This is a genomic window from Candidatus Polarisedimenticolia bacterium (assembly GCA_036004685.1).
In the GTDB taxonomy this organism is placed as follows: Bacteria; Acidobacteriota; Polarisedimenticolia; order Gp22-AA2; family AA152; genus DASYRE01.
The window spans coordinates 1-23,730 of sequence record DASYRE010000040.1; the positions used below are offsets into that span (position 1 = coordinate 1).

Consider the following 23,730-nt stretch of genomic DNA (forward strand, 5'->3'; position numbering starts at 1 on the left):
GTCGTTCGCCACGCCTCGCCCGCTTGGCTCGAAGCGAGATCATCAACACGATCTTGACGGATAGGACTCATCGGGACTCCGAGATCATGCTGGAGAGAAGAGGAACTCTCTCAAATCGCTATTGTTCCGCAGCCTGCTAACTGCCCTCCTCGGGCAGGTGGCGGGCTCGTTAGCGCTCAGCTGCTCGCGGAGGTGTATTTGCCGATCGATCTCAGCCAGATGAGGCGGGCAAGCAGCGCGAACAGCATTGACCCGGCGAAGGCCAGCAGCAGGGTGGAAGGGGTCAGCCGGCCGAGCATCGCCAGCGCCGGATAGGTCGTCATGAGGGCCAGCGGGATCACGAACGTGAAGAGGAAGCTCAGCGTCCCCCGGAAGATCGTGGAGGGCCAGCGGGCGGCGTCGAAGATCGAGCTGAACAGGTAGCTCAGGTTGTCGACTTTCACGACGTAGAACGCGGCGCTCACGGTGAGGATCCACATCGAGTAGAGCAACAGCGTCGACGTGAGCAGGAGGAACGCGGCGGCCAGCAACCCGGCGGGCGACGGCGCCCGGCCGAGGAGCCGGAAGGCGTAGACGAAGACGACGATCGCCGTCAGGACGTTGGTGGCGCGCCAGGGCTGGAACTTCGAGGTGGAGACGAGGAACTGGGCGTCCGCCGGCTTGAGGAGGACGAAGTCGAGGGTCCCCTTGCGGATGTGCTCCACGACGCTCGTCAGGCTGGGATTGATGGCCCCCTCCAGGATGCCTTGGAGCAGGATGAACCAGCCCGTGACCAGAAGCGCTTCGCCGAACGACCATCCGGCGATGGTCTCTCGCGACCGGAAGACGACGAAGAGAGGCACCAGCGCCGTCGTGGCCCACAGGATTTCCAGCAGTCCGTCGGCGATGAAGTCGAAGCGGTATTGGAGCAGCGTGAGCGTCGACGCCCGCAGCTGCGCGCCGAAGAGCCGCCCGTAACGCCACAGCCAGCTCAATCATCCTCCGTAGGCGGCGAACCGCTGCAGGCCTTTGCGCCACAGCAGGATCGTCCCGCCCATCATCAGCGCCGCCCAGCCCCATTGGCGGCCGAGCAAGGCGAGGGCCGCCGCGCGATCGTGTGCGCCGGTCATCAGCTCGACCGGCAGGCCGATCTGGAAACGGAAAGGCAGCCAGTCCACGACGGCCCTCAGCGCCGGAGGAAACAGCTCCACGGGGATCAGGTAGCCGCTGAAGACGAAGAACAGGGTCAGCCACACGTCCATCACCTTGAGGCTGCTCTCCATGAAGAACGCCAGGCAGCCGATGGTGAAGCTGGTCAGGAAGGTGACGAGCCAGGCGCCGAGCATCGCCGCGACGAAGGCTGCCCACACGACGGGATCCCGGGTGAGCTGCCCGGCGCCCGTGGACGCCAGCCAGATCGCGGCCATGGGAAGGGCGACGACGAGGCGCAGCGGCTGCGCCGCGAGGTTCTGCACGGCATAGGTCAGCATGGGAGGGATGGGGCGCAGCAGGCGCAGCGCCAGCGTCCCCTGGCGGATCTCGAAGTTCATCTCCCAGGCCACCCACGATCCGGTGAGCTGGCGGACGATGAAGGTCGCGAGGAAGTAGGCCACGAACTCCTTCTGCCCGAAGCGCCCCACCGGAGCGTCGCGCGCCACCGCGGACCAGAGCGCCAGCATGATCAGCGGCATCGTCGTCGAGAACATCCACACCAGGAACTCGGCGCGATAAGCCACCGCCTCGGCGAAGCTCACCTTGAACAGGGTGGGAAGGGCGCGGGCCGTCGCGGGGAGCTTCATGGCTGCCGGGCCTCCGCTTCGCGCGCCGCCCGGCTCCGGGAGAACAGCTCGCTCATCACCTCTTCCAGCGGCGCGTTCTCGACCGTGAGATCCTGGACGGGGAGAGTCGCCAGAGCCTTCGTCACCGTGGCGTTGACCTCCTCCTGGGCCACCTGCAGCACCGCCTCCACCGTGTCGTGCGTCACGACCTTGCCGAGCTGCGCGAGCGCCGCGGCGCTCACCGGACCCTCCAGATGGAGGACCACCCGCTTCTCGGGCCGCACGCGGCGCACGAGAGCGTCGAGCCCTCCGTCGTACGACAGGCTTCCCTTGTCGATGACGATCACCCGGGGACACAGGGCCGCCACGTCGTCCATGTAATGGCTGGTCAGGAGGATGGTGGCGCCCCGTAGCTCGTTGTAGCGCTTGATGAAGTCGCGGATGACCGCCTGCATCGAGACGTCGAGCCCGATGGTCGGCTCGTCCATGAAGAGCACCTTGGGCCGGTGGACGAGCGAGGCGGCCAGCTCGCACTTCATCCGTTCTCCAAGGGAGAGCTGCCGGGTGGGCTTGGTGATCAGATCCTCCAGGTCGAGGAGCCCGATCAGCTCGTCGATCGTCTCCTTGAACTCGGCGCGCGGCACGTCGTAGAGGGCGCGGTTCAGCTCGAACGTCTCCGCCGGCGGCAGATCCCAGAGGAGCTGCTGCTTCTGACCCGTCACCAGCATGATTTTCCTCAGGAACGCGTGCTCGCGGCGTCGCGGCTCGTGCCCATCGACGCGCACTCCGCCGCTCGTGGGATGCAACAGCCCGGCGAGGACCTTGAGGGTCGTCGTCTTGCCGGCGCCGTTCGGCCCGAGGAATCCGACTCTTTCCCCCGCCCGGATCTCGAAGGTGATTCCGTCCACCGCCTTGACGGTCGTGGTGCGGCGGCGGAAGACGGAGCGCAAGGCCGCCTTCAGGCCGGGGGGCCGCTTGTGGACCTGGTAGTACTTTCGCAATTCCGCCACTGCGATCATGGGACCCTTCGAATCACCGGAATTCGGCTCGCTATTCTAAAGCGGAACGGCCCCTCGTGCCCGAACCGTCTCCTTCCCCCCCGGCGGTGGGCCAGGCGTTCCGCGGCTGGAACCGGGGCCCTCTGTCCTTTTGGGGAGCGGGGCCTGACTCTGGAGTCTGTTCACATCTCCGCCAAAGATAGCGATTGACATGTTTATGCTTTCGCCTTCGCCGAATACTTGTGGATAATTTATTATGGGTGAACCATTATGATAAGCATACAGAGAAGCGTCTGGTCCTACGCTCTCCCGGTTATTGCCCTAATCTGCATCGCGGCAGTCGCCTTGCCCCCAGCAGCCCGGGAATCCTTGGAAAGTCCTCCGCCAACGCGTCCGACCCCTGTCGTACCTCGAACCGGCGTCATCCAGAGCGGAGCCGAGGCTTCGCCGGGACTCGCCGCCGAGCTGACTGGATCCCTTTTTCAGCGTGTCGACAACCATCCCGGGCTATTCCCATTTCCTGCTCGCTGGGCACTTCAGCCCGGACGCCCGCCCCGACCTGGTCGACACGGGTAGCGGCGCTCTCAGGCTCTTCCTGGGAAATGGAAACGGTACGTTTGGTTCCGGACAGCCCTATACGGTCGATTCGTTCGCTTACGGAGTTGGGGCGGCCGACTTCAACGGCGGCGCCATCCCGGACCTGGTCGTCACCGGTGACGGGGGAGGAATCCAGATCCTGTTGGGGACCGGAACCGGGGCTTTCGTCGTCCAACCCGGATTCGTTTCAAGCGTCAGCGGCAACTACATCGCCGCCAGCGACTTCAACGCCGACGGCAAGCGCGACCTGGCCGCCCCCATCTTCGACGACGCGGTCCTGGTCTTTGCAGGTGTGGGAAACGGCACGTTCGGTTCCGCCGTCAGCTATCCGGTCGGCGCTTTTCCCCGCGGCATCGTCGCCTTCGATTTCGATGAAGACGGGGATGAAGACCTCGTCACCGCGAACCGGACCGGCGGCGATCTGTCGCTGCTGCGGCAACGGCGACGGGACCTTCCAACCGATGACCAGCATCAGCCTGAACGGCAACGTCGGACGGCCCAGTCCGCTCGTCCATGCCGACTTCGACTCCGACGGACACGAAGATCTGGCGCTGGGAGGCGATTCCACTCGGGCGGTCTGGGTGCTGCTGGGCAACGGCGATGGGACGTTCCAGGATCTCGTCGGCTATGGGAGCGCGTCGACCTTCGGAAGTCCGGTGAACCTCGCCACCGGTGACTTCAATCATGACGGCCACATCGACATTGCCGCGCCGGAATACTTCAGCGACATAGTCGATGTTTTCCTGGGCGTCGGGAATGGCACCTTTGCGCCGGCCCTCCCTCAGAGCCTACCGTCGCTCTCGAACTCTGAAGGGATTGCGGTCGCAGACTAGGACATGGACGGATGGGACGACATGGCGGTCACGACCGAGAGCGGCATTCACATATTCATCAATCAATCGCCCTTCCCAGGAAGCTGCCAGGACCTGGACGGGGACGGATTCGGATCCCCCGGAGATCCCTCCTGTCCCTCGGGAGCCGTCGACGACTGCGACGATGGAAACCCGATGATTTCTCCGCTCGCCAGCGACGGTTGCGACGGAGTGGAAAACAATTGCGATCTGCGGGACGGTTCGAACGACGATCTGGACGGCTACACCACCTGCACCGGCGACTGCGACGACGCCAGGAGAAGCACCCATCCGGGAGCTCAGGAATTCTGCAACGGATTCGACGAGGACTGCGACGGGGTGGTGGACGTGCCGGGAGAAAACGGGAACGACCTTGCCTTCGACTCGGCAGGGACGACGCTGAGCTGGACCGCCTCAACGGTGCCCAGCGTGACGTACAACGTCTATCGAGGAAGCTGGGGAGCGGGGCCTTTCTCCTTTGCTCCGGCTTGCTTCGCGTCGGCTTTGACGCAGTCGCAGGTCTCGGCCACGCAATCCCTGCCAGCCCCGCCAAGGGCTTCTTCTACGTCGTCACCGGCAAGAATTCCTGCGGCGAAGGAAACATGGGCTCGAACTCTCTCGGCAACCCGCGGCCCAACAGCATTCCCTGTCCCTGAGGGTATCCGGAGCCTCCGGGATCTTCTTCCTGTCTTCGGACGCCTACTGGAGGATCATCTTCATCTTGTTGAAGGGATGATCAGGCCGCGCGTCGATGAGGATCGGCGCGTACTCCGGCGCTACGCAAGCGAAGCGTTGCGGCGAGCAGGAGAATGGATCGACGACCGAATGGTACGGGATTTCAGAGACAGGCACTAGTTACTGAAAGTCGCGATGATCCTCCTTCCCAAGTGAATCATTCCACAAAACCCGGGCGATTCCACTTGACAAGCCACGCGATTGGCAGTAAGTGGGAGCACAGCATTCCACTAAGTCGAAAATTCGGGTTGCTGTGCCCACACTCGGGCCAAGAGAAAGGCGTGCGTGGTTACGCAAAACCGGGGGTTTTGCGTAATCCCGAGCCGGGCCAGGGGGAGGAGGAAAGCCTCCGACCGGCCGGCTCCCTCCAAGGGCAACTCATCTCGCGACATAGACTTCGCGTCGCATCAGAGGATGCGGGTGCCGATTCCGCCCGGATTGAGAAGGTCTGACCGCACGGGTTGCCGGAGGGACGTCAGACGGGCATCGGCCGGACAGGACCGATCCGTTGGGGGTGGAAGGGCCCGATTCCAGCCGGCAGTCGAACGGATTCCCGGCCGGAGGTGAGGCGGATCGGCGAGGCAAAAGGCGAGTAAGGAAATACTTCGCGGACGGCCGTGAGGGGTTCTCACATCTCACTTTCTTCAGGGGGGGAAGGCTCATGAGAAGAGCGAAAGTACGAGGAGGCACGCTGCTGGGACTTGGCGGGGGCGTCATTCTGATCCTGGCCCTGGGAATCGCAGCCGTTGGGGTGCCGTCAGGTGGCGCCCTGGCACAAAACGGCGTGCCTCGCACCGTGGGCGACCCGCAAATCACCGGGTCCAAGGGGGACAATGTCGACTCCGTGGTCGTCCCGCAACCTGAGGCTTTGTGCGCGGCCCTGACAGGCACCTGTCTCAATGGCTGCGTGGAGATCGGCGGAGTTGGCTACTGCAGGGATTTCACCGGGGAGATCTGCCGGAGCGGCTCGAAGACAGTCAGCGGACGCGTCTACTGCGTGATGAAGGGGAACCTCGGTAAGGATGCCGCGAACGGCGACCGGCCCTTCGCGCTGGAGATAGACGACACCGATGGCAATCCGCCCAATGGAACCGAAGCTGGAGTCGCCGACGCAAACCTATCCAAGGGGGACACGAACAACGATCCGGATCTGCCTGCCCTGAGCGGCCCGGCGACCTACGAAGACTGGGCCAACCTTGCCATTTCCACGCTGCCCAGTCCCGGGAGCTTTCCCATCGGTAGTGTGGAGGACCACCGGATCCTGGACTGGACTGCCAGCGCCGACGAAACGACCGTCCCCGGGAGCTGTCTTGAAAGAGGCAACGCGGGCGGAAAGGATGACTTCACCCAGACCTACATCGCAAACAACGACGAGTTTCTCTATTTCGCCCAGGAGAGGCGCACCAACAACGGCAACGCCCGGGTCGTCTGGATCCTCAGCCATCTCCCCCCCATTGCCGTCGCCACCGGCAGTTGTGCCATCGACCCGGTCGACCCGGCCACCGGCATCCCCAACCATAAGGGAGAGCTCCAGTTCAAGCTCTCCGACGGCGACGTGAGGCTCGAAGTGACTTTTCCCAGCGGCTCGAGCGTGGGTATCGCCACGGGCGACTATTCTGTCAAGAGATACAATGGAAACTCCGCCTCCTACGTCGCGGCCGCGGCTGCGGTTTTCGATCCGAACTGGGCGACGGCCACGTTCTCGATCCAGAACATCTCCGTCAACGCAGACAGCGGTAGCGGAATTGCGACCGTGGCGGACGACAGCTTCGGGCCCTGGGGGGGCATCACTGCGCAAGGCAAGCAGATCCTCACCGGCACCTTTAGCAAAGCCCAGCTCCTTGAGTGGGCCGTGCCCATCACCGGCCCCAACAGCATTTTTGGCGACACCGGACTGTGCGGCCAGGAGCTCTATTTCACGGGTGTGACCTATGCTTCGAGTGGAGGCGGCGCCTCCTTGAAGGACGAAATCGGTCCTAAGCTTTACAGTTTCGGGGGGGTCACCGCGACCGTGCACCTCGATACCGATTCGATCGACTGCGGAGACGCGTTCCACTATCAGGTTGAGGTCCGCGGCATCAACGGCGAGCTGATCACTCCGGACAGCGTCACGTGGAGCTGCAGCGCGACGGTCCCCGGCGAGGATCCTCCAACCACCCATTTCGTCGAGCTCAGCGACGGCGTGCACATGCCGGGGACCATCTGCACCGCAGATGCACCTGCGACGTTGACGGGGTTGGGAACCGGCTGCGTCGACCGCAATGATGACGGTACGCCGCACGAAGTCAAATGCACGGCCACCGTGTCCGCCCAGGGATGCGACGACGTGCTGGCAGATGCCACCATCACGGTCGATGGGTCGCTCAGTGCCATCGACGTCGCGCTGGCGTCCCAGACCCAGTCCTGCTGCGCCCCTCTATTCAACCTCGGATTGGCGAACGGGAGCATCCTCCCGGATGGGTTCACGTTCAATCCCGTCATCACCGGCGGGACCGGGGAATACGATCTCACGTGGTTTATCAAACCGAGCACTCTCGGGATCGGCTGTCCGGACGAGAAAATCTGCTCCGCGGATGAGCCCAACTGTCACGCCAGTGTGACGCCCTGCACGGTGAAAATCCCGGACGACGTTTACTGCGCCACGGCCCTAGTGCACATCCTTGTGAATGACCACAACAAGAGGAGTTGCCTCTCGTTTAGTCGTGATTTCGGGTTCATCAAGAAGGCCACAATTTTCCAATTCACCACCACCCCGCCGGACAGGCCGGAGAATAACCAGGTCAGTTGCTCCGCCAACGTCGTGCCGCCGTCGCCGGCCTGCCCGACGTTCCCGTAGCGGGACGGCGCGCGGTGCGCCGGCGGTTCAACTGACGGCCCGTCTGCAGCCGCTCCCCAAGCGCGGCGGATGTTTTTTCGGGCTCGAGACGGCAATCGGCGAAGGGCGGGACGATCCGGAGGTGCCCGGACCGTCCCGCCCTTCCAGAAATGGTAGAAGGTCATCACCCTCGAAGGATTCTCCGGATCCCACTACCGTCGCCGCCATCTACAAGGAGCTCTGGCGGATCGAGCTGTTCTTCAAGGCGCTCAAGCAGAATCTCAAGATCAAGACCTTCGTCGGAACGCCTACTGCAGGATCATCTTCTCTGGTTGAAAGGATGATTAGGGCCGCGCGTCGATGAGGATTGGGCGGCCGAGCTTGATCGTCAGGGGCGAGCCGGCGGGAAGCTCTACATCGTGACCGCGGGTGCCAGCAGCCACTCCGGCGCCGATGGCCGCGCCGGCGACCGATCCTAATGCCGCGTCCTTGGTGCTTCCGCCGAAGACCTTGCCCAACAGCGCTCCGCCGGCGGCGCCCCCGCCAATCGTCCCCGCGGTCCGGCGCTTCGAGCTGGATCCCGCCGCGGCGAAGACGGCCGACATCGGCGCGCCGGAGCCGTCCGGGGTCACGACCTGGTCGAACGACAGCTTCAGGGAGCCCGCTTTCTCCGCGAGCCCCTTCTTAGCTGGAACCGCTTCGACGACGTGCCCTCGAATCCGGCTTCCCGCGGGGAGCGCCACGCGATCGCCCGTTAAAATCGGCTGGGTGATTTCGGCGGTGAACGTCTCTCCCGCGCGGCTCGCCGACGACCCGACCGCCTTGTCCAGCTTGAGGCGCACTTCCGTTCCGGCCGGCACGCTCACTGAGAGTTTCCGGGGACGCTGGAAGGGCGTGGGAGACTCCGCTTCGCGCCCGGGGCCTGCTTTCGGGGCCGCAGCGTTTCTGCGGCTCGGATTCCTCTCCTGAGGAAAAAGGGGCTCCGGAGGAGCGCTGGACCGCCGGGCCGGCCCGGAAGGAACGCTGGGCTGCCGGACCGGGCCGGATGGGGGGAGGGCTCGCGCCACTTGATCGTCGGCCTTCGCCGACGGCGCTTTTGCAAAACGCAGGTAGGCCGCGGCCGCCAGACCGAGGGAGAGAAGCGCCACACCCGCCACCGCCAGAAGGCGCCCGCTTCGTGAGCGACCCTTCGATTCGGAGGGAAGCGGAGCGGTCTGATGATGAAAAGCGCGGGTTGTGTGCCCCGGGTTCGCGGACACTTCTGCGCTTCGACCCGCCTCCATCACGGTTCGATCCCCCGGAGCGGCGGCCTTGCCATTGCCGGCCGCCAGGAAAGCCTGCCGGAAAGCCTCGCCGTCGGGGAACCGATGGCGGGGGTCTTTGGACAGTGCCCGATCGAAGAACCGATCCAGATCCACCGAGCAACCCGAGAGCTGCCGGCTCAGCGGAATCTGGGTGTCGTGGGCGATCGAATAGGCTAGAGAAACGAGGTCTTCTCCATGGAATGGCCGTTTGCCGCTCAGCGCCTCGTAGAGCACGACGGCCAGGGAGAAGAGATCGCTGCGGCCGTCGAGGGCCCCGCCCCGGACCTGCTCGGGGGACATGTAGCCGGGCGAGCCGATCGCGGCCCCCGACTGGGTCAGGTTCGAATCCCGCAGGCGCGCCACGCCGAAATCGGCGATCTTCGCGGCCCCGTCCGGCTCCCGGATCAGAATGTTGGCCGGCTTGATGTCCCGGTGAACGATCCCGGCGCGATGGGCCGCCTGCAGAGCGTCGGCGAGAACGCCCCCCATGGAGAGGACCCACGAAGGATCCAGGGGTTGGCGCTGCTCCAGCCGGCGGCTCAGGCTGCTTCCGGGGATGAACTCCATCGCGATGTAAGGCCCTTGCGCCGCATCCTCGCCCGCGTCGTGGACGGTGACGATGCCGGGATGCGACAGCGACGCGGCGGCCCGCGCTTCCCGCAGGAACCTCTCGCGGAATTCCTTTGCCAGCTCCTCGCTGATCCCTGCGGGAAGTTGGTAGGTCTTCAGCGCCACCTGCCTCTGCAGGTGGGGGTCGTTCGCCAGGTAGACGACTCCCATGGCCCCGCGGCCGATCTCCCGGATGATCTCGTACCGGCCAATCGTCGGCATGATTCAGCAAATATAAGTTCGGGACGCGGCGGGGCAAGACGGGCCGGCCGGGATCGGCCGGTTCTTTTTCGTAATCGCCTCGCAGTGTCTAAGGATTGAAGGTTGCGATGACCGGGGCGTGGTCGCTGGTGCCCACTTCGCGGTGGGAAGGACAGGAGGTCGCGCGGGAAGCGAGCTCCCCCGAGGCCAGGACGTAATCCAGCCGCCAGCCGATGTTCCGCTCGCGCAGGTTGCGCCAGGGCGCCCACCAGGTGAACAGCCGGTCGTTCTCCGGGTCCAGCGCCCGGCCGACGTCGGTCAGGCCGCGGGAAAGAATCAGCTCGATCAACTCGCGCTCCTCCTGGCGCTGGCCGATGACGTTCGGTTTCCGCTCCCGGGGGTGCACGTCGATCTCGGCGCGGGCGACGTTCAGATCGCCGCAGAGAACCAGAGACGCGGCATTGGCTGAAAACGAGGCGGCGTAGGCCTCGATCGCCTCGAGGAACCGCAGCTTGGCGGGATAGTCCTTCCCGCCGTTCGGGACATAGACGGAGGCCACCGTGAGCGCGCCGATCCGGGCGGTGACGATTCGGCTCTCGTGATCGAAGGGGGGGTGGGAGAATTCGGGGCGTTCCGGGGCGAGCTCCTTGCTGACGTGGAGCCCCACTCCCGAATAGGCCTTGTTGCCGTGCCAGTAGCACCAGTAGCCGGCGAGGTCGCACAAAGGAGCGGGAACCTGCGAGGCCTCCGCCTTGAGCTCCTGGAGGCAGATGACGTCGGGGCGCTCCCGCTCCGCCCATTCGACGACTTCCTTCTGGCGGGCGCGTATCCCGTTCACGTTCCAGGTGGCGATCTTCATGGAGCGCGGCACGCTCGTCATCCCGCTTCCCTCAGCGGCGCCGGCGGCGAGCCTCAAGGCTCGCCCGTCGCGGCCGACTCTTCAACTCGCAGTGCGCTCCAGAAGCCCTTCTCCGCTCAGCCGCTCGAGAGCGTCAACCGGCTCCCGGGCCGCGAAGCAAAAGAGATTCGGCCGAAGGCGCTCGCGGTCATATAACCATCATTCCTGGTCACGTGTCGAGCCCGAACCGAAGAGGCTACGGACACAGGCTCGGCGGAGGAGAGTCCGGCTCCGGCAAGGCCGGAACCGCGGATCGTCACGATCCAGGTCGAGAGCGTCCAGCAGATTGCCGACGTCGCTCGAAGCGTCCCGGGCGGTGCAAAATCAATTGGAGGAGGAATCTCGGCCTGATGGTCGTGTAGCTGGAAGGCGGTCGTCGAGCGCGCGCGCCGCCCGGTTTCAGTGGCGGCGTGCGTCCCCGAGATTAGTGGGTGACAGCGCGGCGGGGCCGTCGGGCTTCAGCGGCAGCTTGATCGTATCGAGCGCCTTGTGCATGTGGATGGCGCAGGCGGCGACTTCGTCCTTGGCGCCGTCGCCATGGACCAGAGCGACTGAATAAGTTACCGGTTCAGGGCAACCCTGAACACAACAGCTTTGCCGGTTTGGGACATTGACGGGCATGGCAAATCGTAACAGGTGGAGAAGCCTTGTCCATACGGCGGAATACCGATAGACCGGGCCGGCTTCCCCGAGGCATCCGATTGAGGGTAGGATTCCTTTGCATTCGGCCGTTTCCTCCAGAAGGCCTTCATGCCGAAATGGATCGCCTTGCCGTTTTTCACCGCCCTCGGCTTCGCGGCTTGCCAGCGCCCCGCCCCCCCGCTCAAGATCGTCGACGAGGGCGTCGTCATCGAGGACGTCACCGTGCTCTCTCCCGATCGGCAGGCGCCCCTCGAGCATGCCGCCGTGGCGGTTCGCAACGGCCGCATTGCGGCGATCGGGACCGATCTCGTCGCGGGCCCTCAGGCGCGGCGAATCGACGGACGCCGGCGCTTCCTGATCCCCGGCCTGATCGACTCGCACGTTCATCCCGGCCACCAGGGGCCGTTGGACGACGCCGCGATCGGGTCTCATCCTGAGCTTCTCGCCGCGTATCGCGAGCAGCTTCCGCGCGCCTTCCTGGCCTTCGGTTTCACCACGCTGGTCGATCTCGATCTCGAAGGAGAGACGCGCGCCTGGTTCGACGCGGCGCCCGCCCATCCCCGTCTCTACCATTGCGGGCGCGGCGTCCGGATCGCCGGAGGCTACGGAGCGCAGCGCGTCCCCGCCCAAGCGGCCGACGCCGACGCCGCCAATCTGCTCTACGAGCCGGGCCAGGCGGAGCGGTGGCCGGCGACCCTCGACCCGGCCGGTTACACCGCGGCCCGGGCGGCGGAGCGCGTCGCCGAGGCGGGCGGGATCTGCCTGAAGACCTTCGTGGAGCCCGGCTTCGGCGGCGCTTTTCATTGGCCCGTCCCGCGCCCGGAGACGCTCGCGGCCTTGCGCGAGGCGGCGCACCGGCGCGGGCTCGTCTTCGTCGTCCACGCGAATGGGGTCGATTCCTGGCGCGCGGCGCTCGACGCGGGAGCCGACGTGATCGCCCACGGCCTTTGGCACTGGCCCGGCGATCGCATGGGCCTGACGCCCCCGGCCCAGGCCGCCGGCGTGATCGAGTCGGCGGCGCGCGCCAAGGTCTTCGTCCAACCCACGCTGCAGGCGGTCTACGGCGACGAGTCGGTGTTCGATTCGTCCCTCTTGCGGGACCCGCATCTTGCGGAGGCGTTGCCCCGCTCCGTCGTGGCCTATCTGCAGGGGGAGGAGGGGCAGGCCGCGCGGCGCGCCGTCGCCGGCGAATACCGGCTCGCCGTCGCGGAGCTCTTCGCCCCCGCGTCTCCCGACCCCGCGACGGCGATGCTGGTCGGCCCGATCCGCGCGACCGCCACGCTCCGGTTGATGCTGGCGCAGAGGGTGAAGCTCCTGTTCGGAAGCGACACCCCCGCCAATGAAGGGATCGGCAACCCACCCGGCCTGAACGGGCTGCTGGAGCTGCGGCGCTGGTTCGAGGCGGGCGTGCCGCTGTCGCGGATCTTCCGGGCCTCGACGCTCGACAACGCCGCCGCCTTCGGACTTTCGAAAGAGCTCGGATCGATCGAGGTGGGCAAGCGGGCGGATCTATTGCTTCTGCGCGCCAACCCTCTGGAATCGATCGCGGCCTACGGCGCGATCGAGACGGTTTTCCTGAACGGCGAACCGCTGCCCCGGAAATCTCTCCTGCCGGCGCCTTGAGCTCGTGGCGCCCGCATCCTCAGCTCGACCCTTCAGAGCGTAGTCCAGGTGGCGGCCGAGAACGGGATACGAATCGGAGCCGGCCTTCAAGCGCCCCTTCCGGGTCCCTCGGGCCCGATTCAGCGAACAAGCCCGGCCCGCGGCCTATTAATAAGGTAGAGCCTTCGCTTCGCCCGGGCCTGCCCTGTCGCTGACGGCGCGTTGACATCCCTGCGAAGCGGACGCCGCCCTGCACCATCCGATCGTTCTCCGACCTTCGCCGTCGGGGAGGCGGGTGGCGGAGAAAGCGCTCGGGCTGTCAGGAGGCGATGGGCTGCGAGGGAGGAAAATGCCGCGGCGCCGTGGATTGGTCCGGCGCCGGCGCCGCGGCGGAAAAAGCTAGTAGCAGAGGGCGTTCTCGCCCGCGTTCTCATCCGATCCGGAGCTCTTGTTCTCGCACACTCCGAAGGAGGGATACATCAGCGACGAGGGATTGTTCGTGTGGCACAGGCCGATGACGTGCCCGAACTCGTGCTCCGCGACGCCGTTCAGGTAGAACGCGGGGCCCGCGGCGCAGGGACATTGGCCGCCGCCGGCGGTCCAGCGGTAGGCGGTGGTGATCCGGACGTCGGCTTCGTAGAGATTCGCGAACAGGTTGCCCTTGCAGGCGAAGGTCCTCTGGCGGTCGTAGCTCAGGAGGTTGGTGACGCCGAGCGTCTGACCGCCGAGGTTGGCCCATCCCGCGACGTTCTCGCCGTCGCGCTTGTTGGCGGTCTTCGTCGTGGTCCCGGTGTAACGGATCGCCTTCCAGGCCGAAGTCCCCCCGGTGACCGCGCCGTCCATCTGCGAGGCGCTGATGCACTGGCCGGAAGTCACCTTCCCCGAGGGGTTGTAGCGGACGTCGGCGGTGGATGGCCAGCGCACGCCGATCAGGCAGTAGGCTCCGGCGATCGACGAGGCGAGAAGCAGGCAGCCGGCGATTCCGGCGAGGACGACGGTCGTTCTCAGGCTCCGCTTGCGGCTCATCATTCACCTCCCCCGCCGATCCGGTTGCGCAGCAGCTCGTTGTCGAAGCGCGGATTCCGTCCCGCGTAGAGAACGCGGGACCGCATGTCGCCGTAGCCGATGGGGCCGTGCTCCACCGCCTTTTCACCGACGATCGAAAGCCCGTCGCGCAGCGCCCGGGTGAAGCTCATTCCACCCGAGGCGTCCTCGTGGACGCTCCAAACCCCCATCGAGAGGCCGAGGTTGTAAAGCCTTCCGTCGACCGATTCGATGAAGACCAGCACTCTCTCTCCGGTCTTGAAGGCGGCTTCCCCGACCGCCTCGGAGATCTCTCCGTCCACCTCGCCGCCGCGCGTGTGGAACGTGACGGTCTCGCCGCGCCGCACGCTACCCTTGAGCACGTCGGTCACCCTCAGCGTGATCTCGGTCTCGATGCCGTTGACGGGGTGATCGATCCCCTTCTGGTTGAGGACCTCGCCGACCACCACGAGGCGCGACAACCGGGCTTGATCCTCCACCGACAGTCCGACGACCGTGCTCGCCCATACGGCCCCACCTGCCAGCAAGGCGAGCCCCCACCCCCCCCACCCTACGAGGAGCTTTCGCTTCATGTCGCGGTCCTCCTGAACGGGTTCAAAGCTGTCGCGCCTTATACCGCGAAGCCGGACGATCGGCAAGGATTTCTTGTCGCGCCGCGGGCGCGATGCTTTTTCAGCAACTCTCGGCTTGGATGCTCATGCTGTCGCAGCGGGAGCGGATGCCTTTCATTCCCCTTTCCTGAATCGACGATGCCGGCTTCGGCATGTCGCCGTCGAGCTTGCCCGCTGGGATGCCGGACCTCGAGGCGGCGGATCGAACTCATGCCGCGCCCCTCGCCGGCGCGGATCCAGCGAACCCGGTCGCGCGGACGGCCGCCCTGTTCGGCGAAGCTTGCTTGAGGCGCCAGGACCCGGAGCGCACGACCCGCCGACCTGGAGAGTTTCGGTCCTACGACCCGAGCTTTCAAATCCGCCGCCCTTGAGGGCGGCCTGCGACTTGTCAAACTCCGAAGAGGAGCCGATGATCCGGTATCGAATCGAACGAGAGGAGCCGCTCCGGGCGGTCCCGGGGCTCGCTCTCTGGCGCGGGCCAGGTGGAGCCCCGGTGTCGCGTGGAAGGAGAAGCCGTGTCCGCCGAGAATAGACCCGGACCGTTGAGCGACGAAGAGCTGCGCAGGATCGACGCCTATTGGCGCGCCGCCAACTACCTTTCCGTCGGGCAGATCTACCTCCGCGACAATCCGCTGCTGCGCCAGCCGCTGCGCCTGGAGCACGTCAAGAAGAGGCTCTTGGGACACTGGGGGACTTCTCCCGGGCTGAGCTTCATCTACGTGCATCTCAACCGCGCGATCCGCGACAGGGATCTCGAGATGATCTACGTCTGCGGCCCCGGTCACGGCGGCCCGGCGATGGTCGCCAACACCTATCTGGAAGGGACCTACAGCCGCTGCTACCCGGATGTGACCCAGGACGCCGAGGGACTGCGGAAGCTGTTCGGGCAGTTCTCGTTTCCGGGGGGGATCCCCAGCCACGCCGCGCCCGAGACTCCCGGCTCCATCCACGAAGGGGGAGAGCTCGGCTACGCCCTGTTGCATGCCTACGGCGCGGTGTTCGACCATCCCGATCTGATCGCCGCCTGCGTGATCGGCGACGGCGAGGCGGAGACCGGCGCCCTGGCCGCGAGCTGGCATTCCAACAAGTTCCTCAACCCGGCTCACGACGGGGCGGTCCTGCCCATCCTTCACCTGAACGGCTACAAGATCGCCAACCCGACCGTCCTGGCCCGTCTGGACTCCGAGGAGCTTCGCGAGCTTTTGCGCGGCTACGGCCACGCCCCCTACTTCGTCGAAGGCGAGGATCCGAAGCGGGTCCACCAGCAGATGGCGGCGACCCTCGACACCGTCCTCTCCGAGATCGCCCGCATCCAGGAGGATGCCCGGCGGCGCGGCTTCTCGGGCCGCCCGCGCTGGCCGATGATCGTCCTGCGTACTCCGAAAGGATGGACCGGGCCGAAGGTGGTGGACGGCAAGCCGGTGGAGAATTCCTTCCGGTCCCATCAGGTGCCGGTGGCCGACCTGGCGGCGAGGCCGGATCATCTCGAGATGCTCGAGGATTGGATGCGCAGCTACCATCCGGAGGAGCTGTTCGACGCGGACGGCAGGTTGATCGCCGAGCTGCGCGAGCTGGCCCCCGCGCCCGAGCGATGCATGGGAAGCAATCCTAGCGCCCATGGAGGTTGGCACGAGCGGGATCTGATCCTGCCCGACTTCCGCGATTATTCCGTGAAGGTCGAGTCGCCCGGCACGGCGCTGGCGGAGGCGACCGGGGTCCTCGGCCGCTTCCTGCGCGACGTGGTGAAGGCCAATGCCGAGGCCCGGAATTTCCGCATCATGGGGCCCGATGAAACCTCCTCCAACCATCTCGACGCTCTCTTCGAAGCCACCGACAGGATCTTCACCGGGCGCATCTTCCCCGGAGACGAGCACGTCGCTCCGGAGGGCCGGGTGATGGAGGTGCTCAGCGAGCATCTCTGCCAGGGATGGCTGGAAGGCTACGTCCTGACCGGCCGTCACGGGCTGTTCTCCTGCTATGAAGCCTTCATCCACATCGTCGATTCGATGTTCAACCAGCACGCCAAGTGGCTGAAGACCAGCCGCCGGATCCCGTGGCGGCGGCCCCTCCCCTCGCTGAACTACCTGCTCACCTCGCACGTCTGGCGGCAGGACCACAACGGCTTCAGCCATCAGGATCCGGGCTTCCTCGATCACGTCGTCAACAAGAAGGCGGAAGTGGTCCGGGTCTACCTCCCGCCCGACGCCAATACGCTTCTCTCGGTGGCCGACCACTGCCTGCGGAGCCGCCACTACGTAAACGTCATCGTCGCCGGCAAGCATCCGGCGCCACAGTACCTGGACATCGAATCAGCCATGGCGCATTGCGAGGCCGGCGTCGGCGTCTGGCGCTGGGCCGGCAACGACGCGGGCGCCGAGCCCGACGCCGTGATGGCCTGCGCCGGGGACGTGCCGACGATGGAAACCCTCGCCGCCGTCGCGATCCTCCGCCGGCACCTGCCCGATCTGGGAATTCGCGTGATCAACGTCGTCGATCTGATGGCCCTGCAGCCGCCCGGAGAGCATCCTCACGCCCTGTCGGATCGGGAATTCGACGCCATGTTCACGACCGGCAAGCCGATCGTGTTCGCGTTTCACGGCTATCCGTGGCTCATCCACCGTCTGACCTACCGGCGGACGAATCACCCGAACCTCCACGTCCGAGGCTACAAGGAGGAGGGAACGACGACCACGCCGTTCGACATGACGGTGCTGAACGATTTGGACCGTTTTCACCTCGTCCAGGACGTGATCGCACGGGTCCCGCGTCTCGGAGCGCAGGGTCAGGAGGTCGCGCGCTTGATGGAGGAGAAATTGTCCGAGCACCGGCGCTACATCCGGCAGTGGGGCGACGACCTGCCGGAGGTGCGCGACTGGAAGTGGCCGTTTTGAGGGGAAGGTGACATGAACATCTTCGTCCTCAACGCCGGCAGCTCCTCCGTCAAATTCGCCTGGTATCGCGCCACGCCCGGGCCGGAAGCGTCCGGCTCCCCGCCGTCCTTGGCGCTGCAAGCCGGCGGCCGGATCCAGGCTCGAGGCCCGGAGCATTTCGAGATCGAGCTGATCGGCGCCGACGGCAAGAGGAGGGTCGAGCCGCTCGAATCCGGCGATCCGGACGGCGCCATGGAGTCGGCGCTGGCCCGGGTCGCGTCAGGAATCAGCCCCGGGAGCGGATCCCCGGGGCTCCCCGACGCCGTCGGCTGCCGGGTCGTGCACGGCGGCGCGCGCTTCGTGAAACCCACTCTCGTCACACCCGGCGTCCTGGATCAGCTCAGGAGCATGAAGGACTTGGCGCCGCTGCATCTGCCGGGCGACGTGCGATGGTTGGCACGGATCCTCGCTCTCCTTCCCGGGGTCCCGGCGGTCGCGGTGTTCGATACCGATTTCCATCGGACGCTTCCGCCGGTCGCCTTCCACTACGCGCTGCCGGAGGAGATCGCCGCGCGGCACGGCCTGCGCCGCTACGGCTTCCATGGGCTGTCGCACGCGCACGTCTCCCGCGTCTTGATCGATCGCCTGGGCCGGGGAGCGTCCCCGAGCCGCATCGTCACCTGCCACCTGGGCAATGGCGCCAGCGTTTGCGCCGTGCGCGATGGACGGAGCATCGACGTCAGCATGGGCTTCACCCCTCTCGAAGGGCTGGTGATGGGGACGCGATCGGGAGACCTCGATCCCGGCGTCGTCCTTTACCTGATGCGGGCGGCCGGCATGAGCGCCGATCAGATCGACGACCTGCTCAACCGCCGGAGCGGCCTTCTAGGACTCTCCGGGACGAGCGGGGACGTGCGCCACCTGGAGGCGGCGGCTCAAGGCGGGAATCGGCCGGCGGAGCTGGCCCTGGAGATATTCGCTTATCGGGCCGCCAAGTACGTCGCGGCCTACGCCGCCGTCCTCGACGGGCTGGATGCCATCGCCTTCAGCGGCGGCATCGGCGAGCACTCCGTTTCGATCCGGGAGCGCATCTGCCGGCGACTCGGATTCCTCGGCGTCGCGCTCGACGATCAAGCCAATCGTTCCGCCGGCGGGGCCGGGGCCAGGCGGATCAGCCGGGACGACGGCCGCGTGAGCGTCTGGGTCGTCCCGGCGAACGAAGAGCTCGAAATCGCCCGCGCGACGTATGCGACGATCGCCGTCCGCCGCGCCGCCGGTCGCGGCCCGGACGATGGCGGACTGGCGTCGTAGCTTCGGGACGAGGCCGCAAATCGTGAAACCTTCGAGGCTCCCGCTCTGATGTCCGCTCCCCTCTCGGCCGTCGTCGACACCTGGAAGGACGTCCGCGCGACCCCCAAGCGGGGGGAAAAGCGCGGCCGTTTGGAGCGCCTGTTCGCCGCGCTCGAGACTCCCGACCTCCTGCTGGCGGCTCACTATCTCAGCGGAGACCTGGGGCGGGACGCCCCGGGCGCCGGGTGGGCGCTCGTCCAGCAGGCGTTGAGCGGCTCGTCGCCGGCGGCGGCCGGCACGCTGAAGATCGTGGATTTCGACCTGGCGATGGAGGCGCTGGGAAGCGCCTCGGGACGTGGATCCCTCGGGGCCCGCGCCGGCATTCTCAAGCGGCTGTTCGGAGCGGCCACTCCCGCGGAACGGGATTTCATGAGCGCGCTCATCGTCGGCGAGCTGCGGCAGGGCGCGTCGCGCTCCCTCGTCCTGGATGCCCTGGCCCCCGTGCTGGGAGTGGAGGCCCGGGCGCTGCGGCGAGCGGTGATGTTCACGGGAGGCTTGCGGGAGGCGGTGGAGGCGGCGCGGCACGGCGGCGCCGCCGGGCTGGACAAGTTCCGTATCGCTCCGCTCGTGCCGGTCGAGCCGATGCTCGCCGCCACCGCCCAGGATCCGGCCGAGACGCTCGCCGAGCTGGGGGGCCGCGCCGCCGCCGAATGGAAGCTCGACGGGATCCGCGTCCAGCTGCATCGCCTGCGGGACGAAGTGAAGGTCTTCACCCGGTCGCTGCGCGACGTGACCGCCGCGTCCCCGGAGCTCGTGGCGATCGCCCGCGAAATCGCCGCGGAGGCTTATGTCCTCGACGGGGAAGCGGTGGCCTTTGGCGGCGAGGGCAGGCCGGCGGAATTCCAGGATCTCATGAGCCGCTTCCAGGGCGAAGGCGAGGGGCCCTCCCTGCGCCTCGAGCCTTTCTTCTTCGACCTGCTCTACCTCGGAGGCGAGCCGCTGGTCGACCGTCCCTATCACGAGCGGCGCGCCGCGCTGGAGAACCTCCTGCCGGAGCGCCGGATCGTGCCCTGCCGGATCGTGGACAGCGCCGCGGCGGTGGCGGCGGCGCTGTCGGAGGCGCGCGCGGCCGGCCACGAAGGGCTCGTGCTGAAAGCGCTCGAGGCTCCTTACGCTGCGGGCCGCCGGGAATCGAACTGGCGCAAGATCAAGCCGGCGCACACCGTCGATCTGGTGATCCTCGCCGCCGAATGGGGCCATGGCCGGCGGCAAGGCCTGCTCTCCAACCTCCATCTGGGAGCGCGCGATCCGGCGCAGCCCGGACGCTTCTGGATGCTCGGGAAGACCTTCAAGGGGCTCACCGATGCGATGCTGCGCAAGCTGACCGCCGAGCTGCCCCCGATCGCCGTGGAAGTCGGTCCCCACCTCGTGCGCGTGCGTCCGGAGCGGGTCGTGGAGATCGCTTTCGACGGCGTGCAGCGCAGCCCGCGTTACGACTCCGGGCTGGCGCTGCGCTTCGCCCGGGTGAAGCGCTTCCGCCCCGACAAGACGGCGGATGAGGCGACCACGCTGGCGGAGATCCGGAGGATCGCCGGCGGAGAAGGATAAGGATCTACGCGGGCTGGATTCGAGGCGAAGACGGCGATTCGCCTCTCATCGAAGGGTCACCTCCAGTCGCCCGCGGCGACGAAGGCTCCCCAGTAATAAGGGTCGGTGCTCAATCCGGCCCCACGCCGGGCGGCGATAAGCGACAGGCTCGCGTGGCGCATAGCCTCCGGCCAAGCCGCGCCCTCGAGCCGCGATCGATAGAGCTGCTTCATGTAGTCGCCCGTCGCTTGATCCTCCGTCGCCCAAAGACTCATGACCAGCGTTCCGGCGCCCGCCATTTCAAAGGCGCGCCGGAGGCCCAGCACTCCCTCCCCGGCCTGAATGGGGCCGAGGCCCGTGTCACATGCCGACAGCACGACCCACTCGGCGGCCGACAGATCCAAAGAAGCGACTTCCTCCGCCATGAGTATCCCGTCTTCGCCGGAGCTGCCACACCTTCGTTCGTTGGCGCCGGCGAAGACCAGGCCCGCCATTTGCAGCGGATTCGCTGCGTCCTCGCCGGTCACGAACGCATGCGTCGCCAGGTGAATCACTCGTCTCCCCGCGGCGAGCCGCTTGAAGGCTTCCTCGGTCGCCTCCCCGCCGGTCAGGAAGTAAGCAGGGAGACCCGCGCCCGCGGCTCCGATCCGGCTCGCCAGCAAGCCGGACACCGCTTTCGCTTCGTCCAGGCTGGCGGGGATGGGCGGGTACCGCGCGGCCCGCGTCGGCGGCGTGACCGGCCGGCCTTCCTCTTGAGGGCAAGGCGCTCCACGGCGGTCGTCGCCGAACCGGGGGGCGCCCATCACGAGAAATCCTCCTTGCTTCCCGGCGGCTCGACGAGGCCTTGCGAGGTCCCTTTCGGCCGAGAGGTAATGCAACAGGGGTCCGGAGTCCAACAAGCGCGCACCGCTTCCGTCCGGCAGGGCTTCGAAACTCACCAGGTGCACGTGGCCGTCGGGAACGACGAAGACCCGGCGCGCGTTGCGAGCCGGCTCCGGAAGCACATCCCACAGCACTCGCCGGAGCCGGCTCCCGGCCTCGCGCTCCCGGGCCTCTCTCCCGTTCCGTGTGCCCTTCAACAGCGCCGGTGGAGGGGACGAGATGATTCTCCTCCACTGCTCGATGAGCGAATCGACCATGGGCGCGCCACCGATCGGGACGATCCGGGGATTCCTCTCGCCGGCCACCGCGACGAGAGCGGCGTACGAAGATCGTGATCGTCTCCGCCGAGGACCGGGCGGCCGCCCGTATTGGACGTACGAGACCAGCGCGCTGCCGGCCGGCAGAGACCCAATCACTTCTGCCAGGCCTACGCTCCGCGCGGCGAGGCGCTGCCTAAATTCGGAGCTCTTGCCGGCGACCACTCTTTCCAGGCGGTCCTCATCCCGCTGCGCCTCCTGGATTTGCTTGCGCAGCTTTTCGAGGTCGGTGGCCTCCGTGGCGCTGGCCGCGAGCCGCGCCAGCCGGTTCCGCCCCGCGTCCAATGCAGCCAGCAGACTTTCCATCTCGGGAGTCCGGGTTTCGAGCAGACTCCGGTGGCGGGCCGCCATCTCGTCCAGGACGAGGGCGCGCGATCGCACGACCGGGTCCCACACCCTGGAGACGGCGCCGGCAGGAAGACTCCCGGGCGGCGTCGCAACGAGGACCGCCAAAGCCACCTCCATGCCCGATTCTCGAGCCTGGTCGTAACGCAGGGCCTCGCGCTCGGACAGTCCGCGCGCCGTCTGCTGGAATTGCGCGCGGGCGATGGCCTCCGCCCGCAGGGCGTAGTCGAGCGCTCGGGCGGAGCGCCCCAGCTTGTGATGCAGCCTGGCGTATCCGATCAGTCCGGAAGTCAGGCCGCGCCCCTCCGGTCCGAAAGCCGCCGTCGGGATCGTCAGGGCCCGCTCAAAAAGGGCTGCGGCGCGTTTCGTCTCTCCGCGGTCCGTTAGCTGGTCCGCAAGAAGGACGAGACATTTCGCCACCTCCGGATGGTGGGGCGGGTGGACCTTCTGTCGGATCTTGCACGCCCGCTCGATGAGGGGCAGCGCCGCGTCCGGATCGCCGCCCTCGAGCCTCAGGATTCCCAGTTCCGAGAGGATCCAGGCGACATCCTGGCTTTCGGCGCCCGTGCTCGTTTCGTAGACCCTCAGAGCCTGGCGATAGAGCCGCTCGGCGCCGCGCGGGTCGCCCGTCGCGGCTTGCACGATTCCCAGGCGGACCAGCACACCTCCCAAATCGGTCCCCTTCAGCTGACTCCCGCTCTTCCTGAGAATCCACTCGTAGTGCGACCGCGCGGCATCGTAGTCACCGAGATACTCGAGAAGCGATCCGAGATTGAAGTGCGCGATGCGGACGTCGCGGGGATCGGTTTTCAGGTTTCTCTCCATCAGCAGCAGCACGCGCTCCTGCAGAGGCCTGGCGGCGGCATAGTCGCCCAATTCGGCGTCCGCGGCGGCCAGGTTGGACAAGCTGCGCGCCAGAACGGGGTCGGCCGGGTCGAGCGTTTTCTCACGGATCTTCAGAACGCGTTCGTAATAGGACTTGGCGGCGCGATAATCGCCGCGCGAAAAGAGGCAGTTGGCGTAGCTGTTCAGGCTGAGAGCGAATCCTGGATCGTCGACCCGGCCCCGATTCTCCCGGATCCGAATGGCTCGCTGGCAGAGGCTCAAGGCATCCGAATCGGCGCAACCTCGTTCGCGCCAGGCCGCTTTCCGAAGGAGATCGATCGTATCGGCCGCCTCCAGGCTGTCCCCACGGTTCGATTTTTCCAAACGGCGAAGCAGGGCTCGCGCCAGCTCGCTCGCTTCATCATTCCGGCCTTGCTGAAGCTTTTCCCGGATTAAGGACAACGTTGGGCGCACGGACTCGCTGCTTCCGCCGCATGCCCCGAATGAGGAGGCCAGCAATGCCGTCGCCGCCACCGCCGCCACGCATCGCGTCCTCTTCTGAAGCATCGTCGCTAGCACTCGCAATGGGAAAGACCCATCCCGGATGGTCTCTTCGACGCTACAAGACCATCATACCGTCAGCTTCCACCGCAAAGTTGCTTGACTGGAGAAAAGGATACTCCCGCCCGCTCACGAAACGACGTGGATGTGAATCGCTGCCGCCACCGAAAGCTCTGCGGCTGCACCGCAGCAAGGACGAAGACAGCGCCAAACCTTCCGTGATCGCGCTATGATGAGTGCCATTCCAAGCTAGTGTCGCGTCTCAAAAATCATGTTACATTCGGCCCCCGATCCATCCCGGCTCGCCGCGTTGCGCCTCGCTTGCGTACCGCCTTGGGTACGCGACGCTCTGGCGCGCCTTGCGATCCGGGCGCCTCGGCGACCTCGGT

General features: G+C 66.5%; 17 protein-coding genes and 1 pseudogene. 8 read left to right on the forward strand and 10 right to left on the reverse strand.

All coding sequences use genetic code 11. The annotated features are described in order from the left end of the window. Nucleotides 1-176: 176 nt before the first annotated feature. From VGR67_10590 to VGR67_10605, 4 genes are all read right to left on the reverse strand, one after another. Nucleotides 177-965 (reverse strand): ABC-2 family transporter protein, encoded by a 789-nt coding sequence (locus VGR67_10590; protein ID HEV8336855.1) that lies wholly within the window; start codon nucleotides 963-965, stop codon nucleotides 177-179. Nucleotides 966-974: 9 nt separating this feature from the next. Continuing rightward, nucleotides 975-1,778: an ABC-2 family transporter protein gene (locus tag VGR67_10595; GenBank protein HEV8336856.1), complete on the reverse strand. Its 804-nt coding sequence runs from the start codon at nucleotides 1,776-1,778 to the stop codon at nucleotides 975-977. Then, the gene (locus VGR67_10600) at nucleotides 1,775-2,776 is read right to left on the reverse strand and encodes an ATP-binding cassette domain-containing protein (GenBank protein HEV8336857.1); all 1,002 of its coding nucleotides are present in this window, start codon (nucleotides 2,774-2,776) and stop codon (nucleotides 1,775-1,777) included. The genes VGR67_10595 and VGR67_10600 overlap by 4 nt, the downstream gene beginning before the upstream one ends. A gap of 763 nt (nucleotides 2,777-3,539) precedes the next feature. Then, on the reverse strand, nucleotides 3,540-3,824 hold the full coding sequence (locus tag VGR67_10605; protein ID HEV8336858.1) for a hypothetical protein: 285 nt from the start codon (nucleotides 3,822-3,824) through the stop codon (nucleotides 3,540-3,542). Here VGR67_10605 and VGR67_10610 point away from each other — a divergent pair. The 4 genes and pseudogenes from VGR67_10610 (at nucleotide 3,814) to VGR67_10625 (ending at nucleotide 8,060) form a co-directional block, all read left to right on the forward strand. After that, nucleotides 3,814-4,185, forward strand: coding sequence for a VCBS repeat-containing protein (locus tag VGR67_10610; GenBank protein ID HEV8336859.1), 372 nt, complete (start codon nucleotides 3,814-3,816; stop codon nucleotides 4,183-4,185). The genes VGR67_10605 and VGR67_10610 overlap by 11 nt on opposite strands. Before the next feature lie 21 nt (nucleotides 4,186-4,206). Then, nucleotides 4,207-5,058, forward strand: coding sequence for a putative metal-binding motif-containing protein (locus VGR67_10615; GenBank protein ID HEV8336860.1), 852 nt, complete (start codon nucleotides 4,207-4,209; stop codon nucleotides 5,056-5,058). A gap of 541 nt (nucleotides 5,059-5,599) precedes the next feature. Next, nucleotides 5,600-7,774 carry a hypothetical protein gene (locus VGR67_10620; protein ID HEV8336861.1) on the forward strand — a complete coding sequence of 725 codons (2,175 nt, stop codon included), beginning with the start codon at nucleotides 5,600-5,602 and terminating at the stop codon, nucleotides 7,772-7,774. Then, nucleotides 7,710-8,060: pseudogene (locus VGR67_10625) on the forward strand (transposase). The gene VGR67_10620 and the pseudogene VGR67_10625 overlap by 65 nt, the downstream one beginning before the upstream one ends. A 37-nt stretch (nucleotides 8,061-8,097) precedes the next feature. Here the strand turns inward: VGR67_10625 and VGR67_10630 are convergent. The 3 genes from VGR67_10630 to VGR67_10640 form a co-directional block, all read right to left on the reverse strand. Beyond that, nucleotides 8,098-9,888, reverse strand: coding sequence for a protein kinase (locus tag VGR67_10630; GenBank protein HEV8336862.1), 1,791 nt, complete (start codon nucleotides 9,886-9,888; stop codon nucleotides 8,098-8,100). A gap of 88 nt (nucleotides 9,889-9,976) precedes the next feature. Then, nucleotides 9,977-10,747: an exodeoxyribonuclease III gene (locus VGR67_10635; protein HEV8336863.1), complete on the reverse strand. Its 771-nt coding sequence runs from the start codon at nucleotides 10,745-10,747 to the stop codon at nucleotides 9,977-9,979. Nucleotides 10,748-11,164: 417 nt separating this feature from the next. Beyond that, complete coding sequence (locus tag VGR67_10640) at nucleotides 11,165-11,386, reverse strand: hypothetical protein (GenBank protein ID HEV8336864.1); 222 nt, start codon at nucleotides 11,384-11,386, stop codon at nucleotides 11,165-11,167. A gap of 129 nt (nucleotides 11,387-11,515) precedes the next feature. Between VGR67_10640 and VGR67_10645 the strand changes: the two genes are divergently transcribed. Beyond that, nucleotides 11,516-13,030: an amidohydrolase family protein gene (locus VGR67_10645; protein HEV8336865.1), complete on the forward strand. Its 1,515-nt coding sequence runs from the start codon at nucleotides 11,516-11,518 to the stop codon at nucleotides 13,028-13,030. Nucleotides 13,031-13,408: 378 nt separating this feature from the next. On the opposite strand, the gene VGR67_10650 is transcribed toward VGR67_10645, so the two are convergent. Together VGR67_10650 and VGR67_10655 are read right to left on the reverse strand one after the other, a co-directional pair. After that, a complete protein-coding gene (locus VGR67_10650) occupies nucleotides 13,409-14,035 on the reverse strand; it encodes a matrixin family metalloprotease (GenBank protein HEV8336866.1) in 627 nt (208 codons plus the stop codon). Further along, nucleotides 14,035-14,625: a hypothetical protein gene (locus VGR67_10655; GenBank protein ID HEV8336867.1), complete on the reverse strand. Its 591-nt coding sequence runs from the start codon at nucleotides 14,623-14,625 to the stop codon at nucleotides 14,035-14,037. The genes VGR67_10650 and VGR67_10655 overlap by 1 nt, the downstream gene beginning before the upstream one ends. A 554-nt stretch (nucleotides 14,626-15,179) precedes the next feature. On the opposite strand from VGR67_10655, the gene VGR67_10660 reads away from it, so the two are divergent. The 3 genes from VGR67_10660 to VGR67_10670 are packed head-to-tail and all read left to right on the forward strand — an operon-like array spanning nucleotide 15,180 to nucleotide 20,432. Then, a complete protein-coding gene (locus tag VGR67_10660; protein HEV8336868.1) occupies nucleotides 15,180-17,555 on the forward strand; it encodes a phosphoketolase family protein in 2,376 nt (791 codons plus the stop codon). Between the two features lie 12 nt (nucleotides 17,556-17,567). Beyond that, entirely contained in the window at nucleotides 17,568-18,845 is a 1,278-nt protein-coding gene (locus VGR67_10665) for an acetate/propionate family kinase (protein HEV8336869.1), read from the forward strand. 48 nt (nucleotides 18,846-18,893) lie between these two features. Then, a complete protein-coding gene (locus VGR67_10670) occupies nucleotides 18,894-20,432 on the forward strand; it encodes an ATP-dependent DNA ligase (GenBank protein HEV8336870.1) in 1,539 nt (512 codons plus the stop codon). A 56-nt stretch (nucleotides 20,433-20,488) separates the two neighbouring features. On the opposite strand, the gene VGR67_10675 is transcribed toward VGR67_10670, so the two are convergent. Beyond that, entirely contained in the window at nucleotides 20,489-23,164 is a 2,676-nt protein-coding gene (locus VGR67_10675) for a CHAT domain-containing tetratricopeptide repeat protein (GenBank protein HEV8336871.1), read from the reverse strand. Nucleotides 23,165-23,730 lie beyond the last annotated feature (566 nt).

Excerpts from the sequence above, each read along its gene's own strand:
- VGR67_10640 (HEV8336864.1), bottom strand. The coding sequence starts at position 11,386 with ATGCCCGTCAATGTCCCAAACCGGCAAAGCTGTTGTGTTCAGGGTTGC.
- VGR67_10665 (HEV8336869.1), top strand. The coding sequence starts at position 17,568 with ATGAACATCTTCGTCCTCAACGCCGGCAGCTCCTCCGTCAAATTCGCC.
- VGR67_10605 (HEV8336858.1), bottom strand. The coding sequence starts at position 3,824 with ATGCTGGTCATCGGTTGGAAGGTCCCGTCGCCGTTGCCGCAGCAGCGA.
- VGR67_10650 (HEV8336866.1), bottom strand. The coding sequence starts at position 14,035 with ATGAGCCGCAAGCGGAGCCTGAGAACGACCGTCGTCCTCGCCGGAATC.
- VGR67_10630 (HEV8336862.1), bottom strand. The coding sequence starts at position 9,888 with ATGCCGACGATTGGCCGGTACGAGATCATCCGGGAGATCGGCCGCGGG.
- VGR67_10655 (HEV8336867.1), bottom strand. The coding sequence starts at position 14,625 with ATGAAGCGAAAGCTCCTCGTAGGGTGGGGGGGGTGGGGGCTCGCCTTG.
- VGR67_10610 (HEV8336859.1), top strand. The coding sequence starts at position 3,814 with ATGACCAGCATCAGCCTGAACGGCAACGTCGGACGGCCCAGTCCGCTC.
- VGR67_10615 (HEV8336860.1), top strand. The coding sequence starts at position 4,207 with ATGGCGGTCACGACCGAGAGCGGCATTCACATATTCATCAATCAATCG.
- VGR67_10645 (HEV8336865.1), top strand. The coding sequence starts at position 11,516 with ATGCCGAAATGGATCGCCTTGCCGTTTTTCACCGCCCTCGGCTTCGCG.
- VGR67_10600 (HEV8336857.1), bottom strand. The coding sequence starts at position 2,776 with ATGATCGCAGTGGCGGAATTGCGAAAGTACTACCAGGTCCACAAGCGG.
- VGR67_10635 (HEV8336863.1), bottom strand. The coding sequence starts at position 10,747 with ATGACGAGCGTGCCGCGCTCCATGAAGATCGCCACCTGGAACGTGAAC.
- VGR67_10595 (HEV8336856.1), bottom strand. The coding sequence starts at position 1,778 with ATGAAGCTCCCCGCGACGGCCCGCGCCCTTCCCACCCTGTTCAAGGTG.
- VGR67_10670 (HEV8336870.1), top strand. The coding sequence starts at position 18,894 with ATGTCCGCTCCCCTCTCGGCCGTCGTCGACACCTGGAAGGACGTCCGC.
- VGR67_10620 (HEV8336861.1), top strand. The coding sequence starts at position 5,600 with ATGAGAAGAGCGAAAGTACGAGGAGGCACGCTGCTGGGACTTGGCGGG.